Genomic DNA, 17,459 nt, shown 5'->3' with positions numbered 1-17,459 from the left:
TGAAATCCTGCTCGGGTGGCAGGTGTGATCGGGGGACTCCAAGGGCCGTGGTACCGCATTCAGGCGATCCTCTCGCCGGCGCACGCGGCGTCGGCGGAGTGGGACTTCGTCACGGTGCTGCCGGCCGTGCTGTCGGCCGCGCAGAGCCGGCGGCCCTTCGTCGTGGGATGGATGTCACGGGGCGGCGGCGCGCCGCTCCAGCTCATCACCAATGCCGGGCCGCTGAATCTGACGCACGACCGGCAGCAGGGGCTGCTGTTCCCACACGGCGCGCGTGGCGTACCGATCGGTGAGGAGTGGCTGGACGACGCGGCCGCGATGACGTGGACGCGCTGCCCGGCGAGGCTGGCGCCGCCGCTGGCCTCCTCGCGGGCCGACACCGGGCCGGGCCTGTTCGAGTCGACGCTGGTGACGCTGATGGACCGGCCGTTCGGCTGGCTCGTCATCGCCGACCAGTGCGGCGAGCAGGTGCTGCGCGACCAGGTCACCGACCTGCAGTACGAGCTGCAGATGCGGCGCCGGGGCGACGACGAGCTCGCCGTCGAACGCCTGGAGCGCCGGCTGGCCGAGCTCGACGCGTTCCAGGAGGCGGGGCTGTGGAACGTCCGGGTCCTGGCCGGCGCGGAGTCGGTCCAGGCCCTGGAGCAGATCGCGCCGGTGCTCGTCGGGTCGGTGGAGTTGAGCCATCACCCGTACCGGCTCCGCTCCGGCGAGCGCGCCGTGCGCTTCCATGAGTCGCTGCACGTCGACACGCAGGACCAGGATCTGCGGTCGCCGTTCGTCGCGACGGCGGGCGCCCTCTCCGCGCTGGCCGGTCTGCCGCGTCGCGAGGTGCCGGGGCTGCGGGTGCTCGACGCCGGCTACTTCGACGTCACCTCCGAGGTCGGCGGAGAGGAAGACGCGGCCGGGGTCGCCCTCGGTGCGATCCTCGACGGCCAGGACCGGCAGGTCGGGACGTTCACGGTGCCGCTGCAGACCGTCAACCGCCACGTCTTCGTCACCGGGTCGACCGGGTCGGGCAAGTCGCAGACCGTTCGCCACCTGCTCGAACAGCTCACTCGCAGCGGCATCCCCTGGCTGGCCATCGAGCCGGCCAAGTCGGAGTACGCCGCGATGTCCGGCCGTGTCGGCGCGCCGGTCACCGTCATCAACCCGTCCGACCCAGCGGCCGTGCCCCTGTCGGTCAACCCGCTCGCGCCCGAGCCCGGGTACCCCGTGCAGGCGCACATCGACATGGTGCGGGCGCTGTTCCAGGCGGCGTTCGACGCCGAGGAGCCCTTCCCACAGATCATGTCGCAGGCGCTCCAGCGGGTGTACGAGGCGAACGGCTGGGACGTCGTCACCGGCCGGGGCCGCCCCGGATCCCCGATCGAGCCCGCCATCCCCACCCTCGAACAGCTGCAGAACGCCGCCCTCGACGTGATCGGAGACGTCGGCTACGGCAAGGAGCTGATGGCCGACGTGAAGGGCTTCGTCGACGTACGGCTCCGGTCCCTGCGCATCGGGTCGGCGGGCCGGTTCTTCCAGGGCGGCCACCCCGCCGACATCGAGGGGCTGCTGAGCCGCAACATCGTGCTCGCCGTCGAGGACGTAGCCAACGACGAGGACAAGGCCTTCCTCATGGGAACGCTGATCATCCGGATCGTCGAGCACCTGCGGCTGCGCGCCCGCCGCGGACGGACCCCGCGCGGCCTCGGGCACGTCATCGTCATCGAGGAGGCGCACCGGCTGCTGCGCAACCGCGGCGAGAACAGCGCGGGCGCGCACGCGGTCGAGCTGTTCGCCGGGATGCTCGCCGAGATCCGCGCGTACGGCGAGGGCATCGTCGTGGCCGAGCAGATCCCCACCAAACTCGTCCCCGACGTCGTCAAGAACACCGCGCTCAAGGTCGTGCATCGGCTGCCCGCGTACGACGACCGGCACATCGTCGGGGCCGCCATGAACCTCGACGACCGGCAGTCCCGCGAGGTCGTCTCCCTGCGTCCCGGCGTGGCCGCGGTCTTCGCGGACGGCATGGACCGCCCGGTGCGGGTCCGCGTCCCGCTCGGCGAGGACCGCGAGCGCGCGCTGCCCGGCCCCGTCCCGCCGATCGCCGGCCGCCGGTCGGCCGCGTGCGGCTGCGAGTGCCGCGACGGCCGGGCGTGTTCGCTGTACGAGCTGCGCGAGGCCGACCTGCTCGCCTCGGCGGCCGCGTGGGCGTGGCTGCGGGTCTGGGCCGACGCGCTGGTCCTCGCGTACGTCGTCGACCGCTCGACGCCGGCCGCGCCGGCCGACCTTCACCGGGAATGGGCGGCGCAGCCCGCGCGCCTGCGCGAGTGCATGCTCGCGACCGTCCTGGACCGCGCGGTCGGCCGCCGCTCGGAGGCACTGCGCACCGCGTACGCTCCGGAGAAGCTCACCGCGACCGTGGCCGGTGCGGCGGATCGCCTGCTGGGCGGCGAGCCCGGCCTGGCGGGCGTCCGGCCGGGCGCCGAATGGGTGATCCCGCAGCTGCGCTGGCTGCACGAGATGGACCGGCTGTTCCCGCCCGGCCAGGGGGTGCCGGACAAGTACGCACCCGCTCCGCCGCTGGACTACGAGCTGCTGGGGCTGCGGGAGCCCGCCGAGCCGCTGTTCGGCCACCGCGTCCGCGCCCTGCGCCGCCACCCCCTGTCGATGGCGCTGGAGGCGAACCGGCCCATCGCCCGTACGGCGATCCTGGGCGCCGACGACCACGCCGAGTTCGACCGCGACCTCGCGGTGGTGGCGGTCGGCGTCGACGCCGACGAACGACTGCGGCACATCGCCGACACGATGCGGGCGGCGTGGCTGCCGCACGTGCTCTCCTGGCCCGAGCACCTCATCGACGGCCTCGCCGACCCGGACGGCCCACCGCCTTTCGCCGGCTGACTCGCGATGTCACGATCGGAGATCAACTCCAGGCTTCGGCCGATACCGGGAGTCGTCGGACGTTTACCATCCCCGCATGGTTGCGGAGTCGGTGCGGACCGAGAGCCATTTCCAACACGCGCGACGGGCCGCGATACCCGGGGTGATGAGCAACGCGACCCGGTATCTCTGCGCCGCCGCCTACCTCGACGAGGGCTTCTGCCGGAAGGTCATCGGCGAGCTGGTCGACCCCGAACACCGCGCCATCGTCCCGTCGTACGGCTTCGACGTCGGGCCGGTCATCACGCACTGCCTCCGTGCCCGCCGGCTCCAGCTCATCCGCGATGTCACGATCTGGGCGCTCCTGATCGGCTGCGCGCTGATCAGCCCGCCCGCCGCGTTGACCTACGTCATGCTGGCGCTTCCCTTCGCCATGGCCCGGCTCGTCCCCTGGCGGCGGTTCGGCTGGCGCCGGCGCCTTCAGATCGCCTGGGCCCTGGCGGGGACCTACTTCCTGATCTGGCTGTTCACTCAGGCGGGAATCCTCGTCTGGCTCTTCCTGGCCGGACTCGACTCGACGGACTCCACGGACGCGTGGTCGTACGTGTCCACGAGCCTTTGGGGGAATCCGGCGCTGTACGTCGCGTGCACCTTCCTGCTCGGGATCGCGATGCTGGTGATCTCCTTCGGCTGGCAGGTGCTCGTCTTCCGGATGATGCGGACGGATCTAGCCCCCGGCACCAGGACCCCGCCGCTGGACGTGCTCACCGGGCGCGCGCGGCGCCGTGCGGCGCGGCTGGTCGAAGCCCAGGTCGGCAACGTCACGCTGTACTCCGACGGCAACCCCTTCATCGGGTCGGGGGCGCCCGACTCGGCGTGGGCACGCGCGTGGTCGATCGTCGCTGAACTCGATCGCCCGGCCACGCCGGACGCGACGCCGCAGACCATCGACCCGGTCGCGCTGCACGAGCATGTGCGCCGCCGGCTCATGGCCATGAGCGAGGAATGGCCGACCGCCGACGGCGATCGACCGGACCGATCCGACCCGCGCCGGCGTCTCCCCCCGAACGAACGGATCGCCGGGCTCAACATCGACTATCACGTCGTGGCGCGCGGCACCTGCACGCAGTACCCGCGCGCGTCCGAACCCGGCTTCAACGTGCCGGACTACGCCGGGCATCCCCTGATCGACGGATCGGCGGGCATGCCGTACTCCAAGGCCACGGCGGCATGCCGGGAATCGATCATCCGCTACCCGCAGGGCGGCGTCCGCTGCTATCAGCGCGTCACCATCGGCGCGGAGGGCCAGGCGGTCCGCGACGCCGACGACCGGATCGTCGCGCCCGCCGAGGATCCGGACATCGTCGTGTCGGTGTTCATCTACCTCGCGGTGGAAGGGCACATGCTCTACGCGCAGTTCGTGGCCGACGTGCTGCCTCCCATTCGCCGCGAGTACCACCTGATCGACCACCTGGCCTCGTGCACCGACGCCTCGCTCATCGCGATGGCGATACGGCGCCGCTGGCTCTCCGCGCTGAGCGACGGCGTCATCGGGCCGTTCCGGGCGATCCGCACGCTCGGCCAGATGGCGGCCGCCCGGCTCCAGGACGACCAGCACCCCGAGCGTCTCACCGCGTACGACTACGGCGCCCGGCTGAGCGCGCGGGAACTGGCCGCCGAGGACACGCTCCCGACGTACCTCCAGGTCCTCGACGCGCACAAGTACTCCCGGCTCGTCGAGCGGCGCCTGAACGAGGCCGTGCTCGACCATCTGCGGAGCCAGGACATCGACGTGTCGGCCTACCGCATGCAGGTCAACCAGATCATCGAGCAGAGCGTGATGATCAATGGCGGCAACTACGGGCCGATCAACACCGGGTCCGGCTCGCAGGACAACCGCGGCATGACGATCACGTAGGAAAGGACGGTATGGGCGACTTCTCCATCAGCGGCGGTAACTACGGGCCGATCAACACCGGCTCGGGATCACAGGACAACCGCGGCATGACCATCGGCTCGGCGGAGTCCGCCGACGCCTTGGCGCACCTGGAGCGGCTGCTCGACGAGCACGCGCCCCGGCTCGAAGAAGGCGACGAGGCCCGCGAAGACCTCGCCGACGTACGCGAGCAGGCCGGCAAGGAGAAGCCGGACAAGCGCCGGCTGACCGACACCCTCAAGCGGCTGTCCGAACGCGTCGCGGCCGTCGGCACGCTGGCCACCGCGGTGAAAGAGGTCGCCGACAAGCTCGGCGTTCACCTGCCCTGACGGCGTCCTACAACGCGCCCCACGCGTAGACGGGCAGTCCCTGGCTCTGCGCGATGGGGCTCCACAGCGCGACCACACGGCGTTTGGCGGGGCCCGCCTTGTCATTGGCGGCAATGGCGGCATCGTGGTTCGCGGACTGCGGGGGCTGGCCCCCGGCGCATCCCGCGGCCTGCGCCTCCTGGGCCCAGGCGACATACGCCTTGTCCGCGTCCAGGGAACTCGCGTAGGCGTCGATCATCGCCTGCTTCAGGTCGGCGCCGCCGGGCAGTTGGTCCGTCCGCAGCTGGCGGGCCTGTGCGAGTTCGCTCTGCCGCTCCTGGACGACCTGCTGGAACGCCGGGGCCGCCGAGACGAGGTCGTCGCAGGTCGCCATGCTAACGGACAGCCTGTCGTGCGCGTCCTTGCCCGCCTGCAGGATCGTGTTGACCGCGGCGGCCTGGGCCGCGGCGCCCGACGGTGAGTCACCGGCCTGCGGCGTGTCGAGCTGCGTTCCGGTCGATTGAAGCGCGCTGGGCCCGGGGCCGGTACGGTGCTTCGGCGCCGGATGAGAGCCGTTGGACAGATCGACGACGAGTGCCAGGCCGACCGCCGTCACGGTGACGAGGCCGGCGGCCACCAGGGGGATCGTCCACCGCCTCCGCGCACTCCCCTCGGGGGTCTTGCGGTGCCCGTGCCGCTCCCCCTGCGCGGCCGCGTCGTGGGTGGTCGGCGGAGCCCCCCAGTGCCGCAGACCGTCGGCGTCCAGGTAGGCCGTGTCCGACGACGGGGCGCCGCCGTGGAGGAATGCCTCCGCCTGCGCCGCCATGCGCTCCTCAGTGGGGGCTTCGAACGGCGCGGTCGAGGCGTCGAGAGGCGTCTCGACCGGCTCGTATCCGACGGTCTCGCCGTCCTGCGGCTGGAAGGGACCGCGCTCCGACGGCGGCGTCTCATACCCCAGGGGCGGATCACCGAATCCTAGGGGTGGGGTCTCCAGTCCTGAGAGCGGGTTCTCCAGCCGTGTCGGTCGGATCTCCGGCCCAGAGGGCGGGATCTCCACTCCCGGCGGTGAAGCCTCCTGCCCAGGCGGTGGTGAGGCCTCCTGCTCGGGCGGCTGTGGGAGCGCCGGGAGCGACGCCCCGCAGCGGGTACAGGTCGGACGCCCCGAAGGCGTATGGCTGTCGCATGCCGGACACTTCATGCACTGCCCCCTTCCTCGGAAGATTCTGCCGACTGACGATCACATGTGGATCGCCGTAGGACACGCCTCTGTCACGAAGTGTGCGAAAGGTGCGGCGAAGAGCCGGGGCGGGGCTGGCGAATTGGGGCGAAGAGGGGGGCAGACCAAGTAAGCCGGAAAGGGGCAACGGCGCAGGTCCGCCTTGCCTTGCTCACGGTTCCGTGAACTGTGTGATGTTAGATGGTTGCAGTCAGTTACGGTGCGCAGGTCCTGGTTCGACGCGGTTCGGAAAGGCCCCGCGCTGTCCACGGCCGGGTTGGACGGCCGGTCGATGTTCAACCGGCTCAAGAAGCCCGCGCAGCGCGCGACCTGGTCGCGGTTCAAGGCGCAGGCCGAGTACCTGGACCAGGTCGAAGAGCTGGGTGACACGGCCGCGTGGATAGAGGGGGTCTCCCCGGGCAAGATCGCCGATTTCGCTGGGGAGGCGGCGGCCAGGACGTCGACACGCTGTCGCGGTATGAGCCGACCAAGCGGCTGGCGCTGGTGGCGTGCCTGGTGCACACCGCGCGGATGCAGGCCCGTGACGACCTGGCCGAGATGTTCTGCAAGCGGGTGGCGGGCAACGTCAAGAAGGCCAAGACCGAGCTGGAGGAGATCCGCCAGCGCCAGCGCGCGACCTCCGAGCGGCTGATCGGCACCTATCGCGGCGTGCTGGAGCACCTGGACCCCGACCGCCCGCAGACCAGGACGGCGACGTCACGGGTGAGGAGGCGGGCGGTCCGGAGCCGACACCGGAGCGGCCGGATGGGGCTTCCCGCGCGGTGGAGGTGGTGCGGCAGGCGGGCGGGTTCGCCGCCCAGCTGGCCGACATCGAGGAGGTGTCGGCCTTCCACGGCGACAACTACGAGGTGCTGGTGCACCGGTTCTTCCGCAAGGACCGGGCGGTGATGTTCGAGCTGGCGGGAACCGCCGGAAGTAAGCGTTGCCATGACCGCGCCGCCGGCGGGACGTCGACGCGGTCATGGTCAACCGGGCTGGGGGCTGTTGCAGGCGTTAGCCTTGCGCGAGTTCGTAGCTGTAGTACACCAGGCCGTCACCGAGCTGTCGGGTGTTGACCAGGTGCAGCGGCTTCTTGGCGCTGGCCTCGTCGAACAGACGCCGGCCGGTTCCCACCACAACCGGAAAGACGACCAGCCGCAGTTCGTCGAGCAGGTTGTGTTCGATCAGTGTGCGTGCGAGCTGGTAGCTGGCGTAGATCAGGATTTCCCCGTCCACTTTGCCCTTCAGCTCCGAAACCTCCTTGACCGCGTCGCCGCGCAGGACGGTGACGTTGCTCCACCGAGGGTCGTCGACAGTCGAGGACACGACGTACTTGGGCATGCTGCGCACCCTGTTCGCCCACTCGGGGCCCACACGGCCCTCCGCCAGGTTCTGCTCTGTCATCCGGTCCGCGAACCACTCATTGGTCCGCCCGCCCAGCAGCAGCACCTCGGCAGCCAGCGCCTCCTGCGTCTCGCGGACGGTCCAGTCTTCGAGGTCCTTGGCTCCCACGAACTGGTGGAACCAGCCGCCGTGTTCGAAGCCCTCCGCGCCGTCCGGGTCTTGGACCACTCCGTCGAGTGTGACGTTCGAGGCGAGGACGATCTTTCCCATTTTCCGCGCTCCTTGACGATGTTGTCGGTTGTCACGGGTATGGACGCCGCGCCACCGGAAAAGGGGGCGCTGCCCGAGCGCCCCCTTCGTGCAGCGGCCGGCGTCCATACAGGGGTGGAACCGCACACACGGAGAGAGGCGGCGGGAGTGGAGTTGGCGAGAACAGACCTGATGTCGAGGGCGCGGGCCGGCGACGGCGAGGCGTTCCGAACGCTGACCGAGCCGCTCCGTCGCGAGCTACAGGTGCACTGCTACCGGATGCTCGGATCGTTTCAGGATGCCGAGGACGCTCTTCAGGACACGATGTTGGCCGCGTGGCGTGGCCTCGACCGATTCGACGGCCGCGCCTCGGTTCGCACGTGGCTCTACCGCATCGCGACCAACCGGTGCCTCGACGTGTTGCGCGCCGAGCGCCGGCGTCCCGCGAAGCAGTGGGACGTTCCGGGAGTAGAACCGCCGGAACCGACGGGCTTCGGCGAAATCCATTGGCTCGAGCCCTATCCCGACACCCTTCTGGACGGTGCGATCAGTGTGCCGCTGGGTCCGGAGGCCCGCTACGAGCAATCCGAATCCATTTCCCTGGCGTTTGTGACCGCCCTGCAGATCCTGCCGCCTCGCCAGCTCGCCGTTCTCATCCTGCGCGACGTCCTCGGATTCCACGCCAACGAAGTAGCCGACATGCTCGACACGACCGTCGAATCGGTCAAAAGCGCCCTCAAACGCGCACGTGCGGGCATGCAACGTCGACTGCCGGTGACGGCTGCCGGGGCCCAGCCGCCCGCCGCCGACTCGCCTGCCGAGAACGCGATCGCGGCGAAGTTCGTCAGCGCCTACGAATCCGCCGACATCGATGCGTTGGTGGCGCTGTTGACCGACGACGTCTTCATGTCGATGCCACCGATACCGTTGGAGTACCGGGGCCGAGACAGCGTGGCCCGCTTCTGCGCCCTCGTTTTCGGCTCGGCACCAAGATTTGAACTGGTGCCGACGCGAGCCAACGGTCAACCGGCGTTCGGTGTCTACCGACCCACCTCCACCGGTAGTCAGGGAGTCGGCCTGTTCGTGCTCACCCTCGCCGGCGACCGAATCAGCGCCATGATCCGCTTCGAAAAGATCGTCCTCCCTACGTTCGGGCTGCCGCCATCCCTGCCACGTGCACGGTAGAACGCCGTCGACTCATGCCACGTACCGCCGTCACACCGCCCCCGGCCGGCGGCGCCGTCATGTCCACCCGATTTTGTGGCGCGTGCCGCCCAGTTTTGCCCGTCGGATGGGATCTATCTGGGTGACGAGTCATCCGGCGCACCCCGCCGTCACCGACTGACAGGAGTTCGTATGACCCCCGCATCTCTGACGTTCGTGTTGGTCCATGGCGCGTTTATGACCGGCGATATGTGGAAGCAGACCGCAAGCGTGCTGCGCGGCGACGGGCACATCGTGCACACCCCGACCCTGGCCGGGCACGATCCGGGCGATCCGATGACGTTGGCGCACGCCGACGCTGTCGCCTCCCTGACCGGGTATCTTCACGACCATGACCTGTCCGACGTGGTCCTGGTCGGCCATTCGATCGGGGGCGCCTACATCGCCCAAGCCGCCGCACAGGCGCCGACGCGGATCAAGCGGTTGGTGTTCTTGAGCGCGTTCGTTCCCGGTGCCGGCCACGCACTGGCCGACGAATTCCCACCAGCGGACGCCGCCTTCTTCGACATGACCGATCCGGCACAGGGTTTCCTGCTGCCGTTCCCGGTGATCCGCGAACGCGCGTGCAACGACATGGATTCCGCTGCCGCGACAGTGATCTACGCCCAGATGTCGCCCATTCCGGTCAGATATTTCACCGACAAACTCGACCTCGACACGTTTCACGAGCTGATCGCGTCGGGCGGACTGCACGCCAGTTACGTGAATCCGATCAGCGACATGGCGCTGCCGCCCGGCGAATACGCCTCCTTCCCCCGATTCGCCCAACGTCTGGGTCCGCTTGCCCGGATCCTGCAGATCCCGGGCTCGCACTACGTGATGTTCAACCGACCCGCGGACCTGGCCGAGACGCTCGTCTCGGCAGGCTGCGACTGATTCGATACGAGGACGATGCGGTGACAGCGGAGTTGATCGCCAGGTGCCGGGCCGGTGACGCCGACGCGTTCCGCGAGCTCGTCGAGCCCTTCCGTCGAGAACTGATGTCGCACTGTTACCGGTTCCTCGGTTCGATTCACGACGCCGAGGACGCCCTGCAGGAGACGTTGCTGGACGCCTGGAAGGGACTGGGCGCGTTCGAGGCGCGGTCCTCGGTCCGGACCTGGCTCTACCGCGTCGCGACGAACCGCTGTCTCAAGATATTGCGGTCGGCGGGCAGGAGGCCTCGAATGGCGAGTTCCGGTGAAAGCTCGGCCAGGTTCGAGCTGCCCGAGCCATCCGCGCACGGCGAGGTGGTGTGGCTCGAGCCGTACCCCGACGTCCTGCTCGAGGGCCTCGGTGACCCCGCTCCCGGCCCCGAAGCGCGCTACGAGTCCACACAGGCGATATCGCTTGCTTTCGTGACCGCCGTCCAGCTTCTACCGCCACGTCAGCGGGCCGTGCTGATCCTGCGCGACGTGCTCGGCTACCGTGCCGCCGAGGTCGCCGAATTCCTCGACACCACGGAGGAATCGGTCACCAGCGCCCTCAAACGCGCCCGCGCCGCCATGCAACAGCGGGCACCCCGAGATGTGCAGCAACCGCCCTCGCCCGACTCACCCGCCGAGCGGCTGCTCGTTGAGCGGTTCACCCGGGCCTTCGAAAGATGCGACGTCGACGGCGTCGTCGCATTGCTCGCCGACGACGTTCGCTTGACGATGCCGCCGCTGCCGGTCGAATACCTCGGCCGCGAGGCGGTTACCCGTTTCCAGGCCGCCGTTTTCGCCCAAGTCCCTCGTTATCGTCTGGTCGCGACGCGAGCCAACGGCCAACCTGCCTTCGGCGTCTATCTCCTGGACGCCCGCACCTCCGCCTGGCACGCCACGGGCCTGATGGTCCTCACCCTCGCCGCCGACCGCATCACCGCTCTGACCCGGTTCGACAACAGCATCCTGGCCCGATTCGGCCTCCCCCGCACCCTTCCCGGATAAGCGCCGCCCACTTCTGCGTGGCGGTGGGATCTGAACGGATGACGGCGCACTCCACGGTGCACCGAAACGTTCAGACGAGATCGAAGGAGCCGACGATGGCCAAGTTCGTGTTCACCTACCGGATGCCCCCGGAATTCACCCCAGGCAAGCCCGAAACACTCACGGCGTGGGGTGCCTGGTTCGGCACCCTGGGAGACCAGGTGATCGATCAGGGTTTGCCGACACACGGAGCAACCGCCGTAGGCGAGTGCGGGGCGGGCAGCGTGCCCAGCGGCTATTCGGTCGTGGAGGCCGAGAATCTCGAGGCGGCGGTCACGATCGCCGAGCGCTGCCCGGCCCTGGCCGAGGGCGGCGGAGTCCAGGTCGGCGCGGCGGTCGACCTCCCGGGTGCGGCGCCGGCCGGTGGTGCGGCATGAGCACCGACTGGGAAACCGGCACACCGGAAAATCGACTACGGAGGCAAGCGCTATGCGGAAGATAATCGAGTACGTTCTGGTCTCGACCGACGGGGTCTACGAAGACCCCGTGGGCATGATGCGGGTCGGCGAATACCAAGATGAGGCATACCTGCGCGACGGCTTGGGCCTGCTGACCGCGTGCGACGCAATCCTGTTCGGCCGCAACACCTACGAGGCATTCGCCGAACTCTACGGCGGCGGCGGAACCCACAAGCCGATGTGGGCCGACCGGCTCAACACAATCCCGAAATACGTGTTCAGCTCCACACTGGACAAGGCCGACTGGGGCAATCCCACCATCGTTCGAGGCGACGTCGTCACCGAAGTGACCCGGCTCAAACAGCAAGACGGCGGGAACCTGCTCATCCTCGGCCACGGCCAGTTCGGGGAAACCCTACTGCGGGAACGGCTGATAGATGTCATAGACCTCACCATCTACCCCCTCCTGCTCGGACGCGGCAAGCAGTACTCCCAAGCCGTTCAACCCGCCAAACTGAAGCTCGCAGCCGTGAAAACCTTTTCAAAGGTCGTGAAGCTGACCTACGAGACCACCAGCTGAGACCACGTTGTCACGGGCCGCCGACGACCGGCCCACACTCTGCGGATGCTGGAATCTACGACGACGCGACCAATTCCAAAGATTCCGAACCTGCTCCAGATGCATTACGTCGGAGGCGATCGTGCCGTCCGACAGTCCGGCGGCGGCCCGGGCGAGCACGAACCCGGCCAGCACGTCAGTCTCGAACGCTGCCACCTCGTCGGTGGTGGCCGGCGGGCGGGCCACGCGGAATCTCGTACGACCGCAAGGCTCAACCCGGACCTCCTCGCCTTCACCCATCTCGCACGATCGGTAACGCAGACGATAGGTCTTCAGGAATCCCGAGCTGCCTTCACAAGCCAGAACCCGCATAGATCCAGGAAGAACCCCCCCAGGTCCAGGGGCTACAGAGGCCAGAGGCGGCTCAAGGAACTCTGGGGTTATTTGTTAGTACCGCTAATATCCGTACGCATCACAACAAACCCACCGATTCAACGGGCGGTCTCATGGACGGCTGGCTTCTTCTGGCCCCGGTGCGCACGACCAGAGTCAACAAGGAGGGGCGCGAGTACGCCTTCCATGACTCCACCCGTTTCCTGATCCAAGCGGGCGACTCCACCTCGCCCGAGCCCCGCACCCTCTTTCGCGCCGACCGCGTCCTCGCCCCCTGTCAGGCCGGCAAGGAACTCATCAGGGGGCACGACTTCAACCTCTGGCCAGATGCTCCCGCCGCCCAGCCAGTGGCCACCATCCGGCGCCAGGGGCCCGGCAGCGAGTTCTCCTTCACCTACAACGTGCAAGGTCCCGACGGCACCCTCCTGGGAACCATCACGCGTAAAGGCCTCAAACCCTTCCCGCCCGCCCGGGCCCGCTGGATCCTCCGCCCCGCCGACCAACCCGAGGCCGTAGCCCGAAAAGGCCGCCTCATCCTCTGGTGGCTTTGGCTTTTTCTCTTCCCCCTGACCGTCGCTCTCTACGCGGCCTCAGCCATCTCCAACGGCTCCGGCAGCGCCGCTCCTCCACCCCGGCGCCTCATCCTCCGCGCCAACCGTTGTCCCATCCTTGACTACCGCCCCCGCAAGAACCGCTACCTCAACCCCAACCCCGCCCTCGACCCCCGCCTCACCGCCGCCCTCATCCTCATTCACTCCCGCACCACCCTGGACACCTCCCAGGTCTTCTAGTGGCTCGTCACCGAACGGCGGCCGAGTAATTGATCTTTGGGGTGGGCGTCGGCTCGCCCCCGAAACGGTTCAACGATGCCGAAGCCTCCCTCGCACCCGGTCCGGGTGACGTTGCGTTGGGCGGGACTGTACGGTTTTCGGCACCTCTCTGTGTCAAGCCGCTGCGAGCAGAGAGGTATCCGTATCGCGGCTCATGGTTCGGTAGACCACGTCGCATAGGCGCCGTTTCAGGCAGCGCAGGGCCTCTTTGTGTCTCTTGCCCTCGGCGCGTTTGCGCTGGTAGTAGGCCTGGCCTTGGGTCGGGCGTCGGATCTGGGTGATCGCCATGATGTGCAGGGCGGAGTTGAGCTGCCGGTCGCCTGCGCGTGAGAGCCGGTGGCGTTTCACATCACTGGAGGAGGCCTCCAGGGGCGCGACGCCGCAGTAGGAGGCGAACGCGGCGGCGGAGCGGAACTGGGTGACGCCGGCCGTGCGAGCGAGGATCTTGGCGGCCAGCAGGTCACCGATCCCGTGCAGGTCGGTGAGGGGATGACCGCTTACGGCCGCTTGCGTTCACTGGAGCATACGGACTGTGAGTTCACAGACCAGGAGTGGGATTCTGGCCCATATTTCGGATACCGGTGATACTGCCTGCGGTGCCCACCGGCCGGGGTGGCCCAAAGCGTCCACGGGCGGGGCTTGGCCTGAGCCTCGGTGGGGCCGCACCATCGGTCCATGCGGCAGATCCAGCAGCGGCACCGCTGCGCGGCCCTACAGGTGCCTCCGGCATGCCGCCGCTTCCCGCCCGTTCGCCGCCAGGCTAAGCGGCCCCACTCTCAGGCCAAGCCCCGCCCGAGACCGCCCCGGTCCACCCCTCGCCAGCCATCCCGCCCACCCGCCTGGCGTACTGCCACCTTCCCGCCGTAGCGCCGTGACCAGCAGGAACGGGGCAACCCAGCGGCCCGCGTATGGCCCGTATATGGCCCACGACCAGCGAGTACCAGCGCCGACCAGCGAACACCAGTGAGACAGTTCGACCGACCGAGCCAGCGGGCAGACAGCGAAACCGCAGGTCAACGGAAGCACCGAACAGCAGGAAGGTGGCCAGTACTCCAGCCGCCGCCCTCGCAGACGTACGGTTTTCCGGTGGCTCACGAGATACAACACGATCCGAAGGCATTCGGCATTCGGCATTCGGCGCTCGGCCAGATCAGCCCGATCAACTACGAACAGATGTCACATAAGGTGCCACTAGCCGCATGACAACCGGTGTCCACGCTTCGGGGGGGAACCCCCGTCGAACATCACCTGCCATTGGCCAGGATCTGCACCCGGCGTGCCGGCCACCACACGATCTTCAGATGCCATCTCGATCTCGGTGATCCCGCGGGTGACCATTTGCGTCCTCCTGGCGCCGGTGAGATCAAGGCTCACTGGCGGAGGATTGTCCTGGGCGCTGATACCTGCCTGGATCACACTGTGAAGCCGCCGTCGACTGCGATGGTGGCGCCGGTGACGTAGTCGGCTTGTGCGCTGGCCAGGAAAGCGACGGCGGCCGCGATATCGTCGGGGTCGGCGTAGCGGCCGAGTGCGGTGATCTGGCGCTGGGGGTCGGCGGCCGGTCCGGCGGCCGGGTTCATGGCGGTGTCGGTCGGGCCGGGCTGCACGAGGTTCACGGTGATGCCGCGGGATCCCAGATCCCGGGCGAGCCCCTTGGTGAGCCCGCTGAGCGCGGCTTTGTTGGTCGCATACAGGGTCAGGCCCGGTGAGGGGACTCGGTCGGCTACGGCGGACCCGATGGTGATGATGCGCCCGCCTGCGGGAAGGTGGGCCGTGGCGGCCTGGGCGGCCAGCAGTACGGCGCGGACGTGAATGGCCAGCGACCGGTCGATGCTGGCCGCGGTCATCTCGCCGAGCGGCTGGGCGACATGCACCCCGGCGCTGTTGACCAGGATGTCCAGCCCCCCAAGCTCGTCCGCGGTGGCCTGCACCGCGGCGAGGACGGCGTCAGGGTCGGCGCTGTCAGCTTGCAGCGCGAGGGCACGTCCGCCATCGGCCTCGATCTCCTTGACGATCTGCTGGGCCCGGTCCTGCGAGGTGAGATAGCTGAAGGCGACGGCAGCGCCCTCGCGGGCGAGCCGACGCACGACGGCCCCGCCGATGCCGCGGGTGCCGCCGGTCACCAGCGCGACCTTGCCGACGAGTTCTCCCATGATCACTCCTAATTGTTGATCGATCGACTAACAAGTAGGTACCGCCTGATCGTGACCCAGGTCAAGAGGTATATTGGTCAATCGATCCAGAAATGAGGTGGTGGAGTGAGCTCCCGAGGCCGTCCGCGCACGTTCGACCGGGACACCGTGCTCCGCAAAGCCCTGGATGTGTTCTGGGAGCAGGGCTATGAAGGAACCTCGATGGCCGACCTGACCAAGGCCATGGGCGTCGCCTCGGCCAGCATCTACGCCTGCTTCGGCAGCAAGGAGCAACTGTTCCAGGAGACCGTGGCACTGTACGGCACCATCGCCGGAGAATCACCCAGGCGAGCACTGCGCGAACAACCGACAGCCCAAGCCGCGATCGAGGCCATGCTCCGCGCCACCGCCGACGCGGTCACGCTGCCCGACAGCCCCCCGGGTTGCATGCTCATCCTCGCCGCACCCACCGGAGCGGTGGAGAACACCCGAGTGCGGGCGTTCCTGGCCGATCTACGGCGGGACATGTTCAACCTGATCAGAGCCCGGCTGGAACGCGGCGTCACCGACGGCGACCTCATCGCCCCGACCACCGGGCTCGACGCCATCGCCCGCTACTACACCACCATCGTCCAAGGCCTTTCCGTACAAGCACGCGACGGCGCCAGCCGCGCCGAACTCCAAGCCACCATCACCTGCGCAATGGCCGCCTGGCCCACCCTGGCGAGCACAAACCGGTAGAGACACAAGAACCCGACACCCGCACCAGGCCCGTCATGCGCCTCCACGCCGGCCCCCGCCACCACAACAGCTCCATCAACGACACCGCCAGCAAGATCACGACTTACCACTGGAGTACTAGCTAGAAGGCCCGGCCCTCGGGTTCGTGCGATGGGAGGGCCAATGGCACTATGCGGCCATGAGCGTTCTGAGCGATTACTTCTCAGCCCCTTCCGACGAGGCGGCCGCCCATGCGGTCACTGATATCTCGTCTTACGACGTGATCGAGATGAAGGGCCTCTTCCCGGAGTATCACCTGGTGCCGGTGGAGGTCTTTCTCACTGGCCGCAGTACTGAGGAGATCGAGGAGGGTCCCCGCCACGGCAGACTAGTGGCGTCAGTCGACGACGATCAGGTCGTGGTGGTGACGGTGTCTGACGAGCTCATGGCCGGCCTCGCGGCAGCCAGCGGCCAGCGGCTCGCCGAGGCGGCTGAGTCATGGTCGCGGTTCGAGGACTTCCAGGGGTCGAACACGTCGGGTCTGGTCGACTTCCTCGGGGAACTCGCCGGCCTCGTTAAGCGGGCCACGGCTAAGAACGAGCACCTGTACTGCAAGATGTGCTGCTAACAGCCACTTCGCTTGGGTTGGTGTGATGAGCCCAAAGCGAATCTCTTCGCGCGCAGCTCAGCGGCATGATCCTGCGGCGGGCTACCGTAGATGAGCAGTACGAGCCGACTGTCGCACCGCGAATACGTTCCCGCAGGTCAGCTATAGGATTCGGCGATTGCTGCCGGGACTCCGAGCACTGAGAGGGCTACTGGTCCCGCTGAGTCTCTCGCTGGGCTTCGGTGAGGGTTTTGTGGACGACGCCGACGGAGACTTTGACTCCGGCGGCGATGATGCGGATGGATTCTCCGCGCTGGCGGCGGGCCAGGATCGCGGCGCGCTTGTCGTCGTCGACCACGGGGCGGCGGCCGCCGCCCCGGCCCCGGCGGCGGGCCGCCTCCAGGCCGTTGTTGGTCTTGCGGACGATGTCGCGGCAGCGGTCCTCAGCCAGGGCGAGGGCCAGATCGAGGATCAGGGAGCGTTCGTTGTGCTCGCCGGCCGCGATGCCCTCCAGCACCTTGACGGCGACACCGCGCTGGAACAGGTCGTTGAGGACGATCAGTCCTTCGAGGAGGTTGCGGCCGAGGCGGTCGACCTCCTGGACGGTCAGCATGTCCCCGTCGCGGATGTGGGACAGCGCCTCCAGCAGCGCGGGCCGCTCATCGGTGGCCAGCTTGCCGCTGATCTTCTCCTCGAACACCTTCAGGCAGATCGGGTCCAGGGATGCGC

At 68.4% G+C, this 17,459-nt stretch carries 17 protein-coding genes; 12 read left to right on the top strand and 5 right to left on the bottom strand.

Going from position 1 to position 17,459, the window contains the following annotated elements; all coding sequences use genetic code 11:
* The first annotated feature begins 15 nt into the window (after positions 1–15).
* The 3 genes from AB0I04_RS26055 (at position 16) to AB0I04_RS26045 (ending at position 5,133) form a co-directional block, all read left to right on the top strand.
* Positions 16–2,889: an ATP-binding protein gene (locus AB0I04_RS26055; RefSeq protein WP_360889388.1), complete on the top strand. Its 2,874-nt coding sequence runs from the start codon at positions 16–18 to the stop codon at positions 2,887–2,889.
* 145 nt (positions 2,890–3,034) lie between these two features.
* Positions 3,035–4,786 carry a hypothetical protein gene (locus AB0I04_RS26050; RefSeq protein WP_360889385.1) on the top strand — a complete coding sequence of 584 codons (1,752 nt, stop codon included), beginning with the start codon at positions 3,035–3,037 and terminating at the stop codon, positions 4,784–4,786.
* A gap of 11 nt (positions 4,787–4,797) precedes the next feature.
* Complete coding sequence (locus AB0I04_RS26045; protein ID WP_360889382.1) at positions 4,798–5,133, top strand: DUF5955 family protein; 336 nt, start codon at positions 4,798–4,800, stop codon at positions 5,131–5,133.
* 7 nt (positions 5,134–5,140) lie between these two features.
* Here AB0I04_RS26045 and AB0I04_RS26040 read toward each other — a convergent pair whose 3' ends face one another.
* Complete coding sequence (locus tag AB0I04_RS26040; RefSeq protein ID WP_360889379.1) at positions 5,141–6,169, bottom strand: hypothetical protein; 1,029 nt, start codon at positions 6,167–6,169, stop codon at positions 5,141–5,143.
* A 555-nt stretch (positions 6,170–6,724) separates the two neighbouring features.
* Between AB0I04_RS26040 and AB0I04_RS26035 the strand changes: the two genes are divergently transcribed.
* Positions 6,725–7,237 carry a hypothetical protein gene (locus tag AB0I04_RS26035; protein ID WP_360889376.1) on the top strand — a complete coding sequence of 171 codons (513 nt, stop codon included), beginning with the start codon at positions 6,725–6,727 and terminating at the stop codon, positions 7,235–7,237.
* A gap of 105 nt (positions 7,238–7,342) precedes the next feature.
* On the opposite strand, the gene AB0I04_RS26030 is transcribed toward AB0I04_RS26035, so the two are convergent.
* Positions 7,343–7,942, bottom strand: coding sequence for a dihydrofolate reductase family protein (locus AB0I04_RS26030; protein WP_360889373.1), 600 nt, complete (start codon positions 7,940–7,942; stop codon positions 7,343–7,345).
* Positions 7,943–8,089: 147 nt separating this feature from the next.
* Here AB0I04_RS26030 and AB0I04_RS26025 point away from each other — a divergent pair, with 147 nt between their 5' ends.
* The 6 genes from AB0I04_RS26025 to AB0I04_RS26000 all read left to right on the top strand — a co-directional run bounded on the left by AB0I04_RS26025 (position 8,090) and on the right by AB0I04_RS26000 (position 13,232).
* Positions 8,090–9,106, top strand: coding sequence for a sigma-70 family RNA polymerase sigma factor (locus AB0I04_RS26025; protein ID WP_360889370.1), 1,017 nt, complete (start codon positions 8,090–8,092; stop codon positions 9,104–9,106).
* A 171-nt stretch (positions 9,107–9,277) separates the two neighbouring features.
* On the top strand, positions 9,278–10,021 hold the full coding sequence (locus AB0I04_RS26020) for an alpha/beta hydrolase (RefSeq protein WP_360889368.1): 744 nt from the start codon (positions 9,278–9,280) through the stop codon (positions 10,019–10,021).
* Between the two features lie 20 nt (positions 10,022–10,041).
* The gene (locus tag AB0I04_RS26015; protein WP_360889365.1) at positions 10,042–11,052 is read left to right on the top strand and encodes a sigma-70 family RNA polymerase sigma factor; all 1,011 of its coding nucleotides are present in this window, start codon (positions 10,042–10,044) and stop codon (positions 11,050–11,052) included.
* A gap of 95 nt (positions 11,053–11,147) precedes the next feature.
* Positions 11,148–11,468, top strand: coding sequence for a hypothetical protein (locus tag AB0I04_RS26010; protein ID WP_360889362.1), 321 nt, complete (start codon positions 11,148–11,150; stop codon positions 11,466–11,468).
* A gap of 52 nt (positions 11,469–11,520) precedes the next feature.
* Entirely contained in the window at positions 11,521–12,069 is a 549-nt protein-coding gene (locus AB0I04_RS26005) for a dihydrofolate reductase family protein (RefSeq protein ID WP_360889359.1), read from the top strand.
* Between the two features lie 512 nt (positions 12,070–12,581).
* Positions 12,582–13,232, top strand: a complete 651-nt coding sequence (locus AB0I04_RS26000; protein WP_360889357.1) for a hypothetical protein — start codon at positions 12,582–12,584, stop codon at positions 13,230–13,232.
* Positions 13,233–13,385: 153 nt separating this feature from the next.
* Here the strand turns inward: AB0I04_RS26000 and AB0I04_RS25995 are convergent, their stop codons facing one another.
* The gene (locus AB0I04_RS25995) at positions 13,386–13,748 is read right to left on the bottom strand and encodes an IS110 family transposase (RefSeq protein WP_360889465.1); all 363 of its coding nucleotides are present in this window, start codon (positions 13,746–13,748) and stop codon (positions 13,386–13,388) included.
* A 935-nt stretch (positions 13,749–14,683) separates the two neighbouring features.
* Positions 14,684–15,424 (bottom strand): SDR family oxidoreductase, encoded by a 741-nt coding sequence (locus AB0I04_RS25990; RefSeq protein WP_360889355.1) that lies wholly within the window; start codon positions 15,422–15,424, stop codon positions 14,684–14,686.
* A 105-nt stretch (positions 15,425–15,529) separates the two neighbouring features.
* On the opposite strand from AB0I04_RS25990, the gene AB0I04_RS25985 reads away from it, so the two are divergent.
* Together AB0I04_RS25985 and AB0I04_RS25980 are read left to right on the top strand one after the other, a co-directional pair.
* Positions 15,530–16,144, top strand: coding sequence for a TetR/AcrR family transcriptional regulator (locus tag AB0I04_RS25985; protein ID WP_360889353.1), 615 nt, complete (start codon positions 15,530–15,532; stop codon positions 16,142–16,144).
* A gap of 178 nt (positions 16,145–16,322) precedes the next feature.
* The gene (locus AB0I04_RS25980) at positions 16,323–16,751 is read left to right on the top strand and encodes a hypothetical protein (RefSeq protein WP_360889350.1); all 429 of its coding nucleotides are present in this window, start codon (positions 16,323–16,325) and stop codon (positions 16,749–16,751) included.
* 187 nt (positions 16,752–16,938) lie between these two features.
* Here the strand turns inward: AB0I04_RS25980 and AB0I04_RS25975 are convergent, their stop codons facing one another.
* Positions 16,939–17,430, bottom strand: coding sequence for a recombinase family protein (locus AB0I04_RS25975; protein ID WP_360889347.1), 492 nt, complete (start codon positions 17,428–17,430; stop codon positions 16,939–16,941).
* Positions 17,431–17,459: the final 29 nt, after the last annotated feature.

This window comes from Actinoallomurus sp. NPDC050550 (assembly GCF_040655075.1).
GTDB lineage: Bacteria > Actinomycetota > Actinomycetes > Streptosporangiales > Streptosporangiaceae > Actinoallomurus.
Note: the sequence above shows the minus strand (reverse complement) of the source record. Positions and strands in the feature narration are given on the sequence as shown.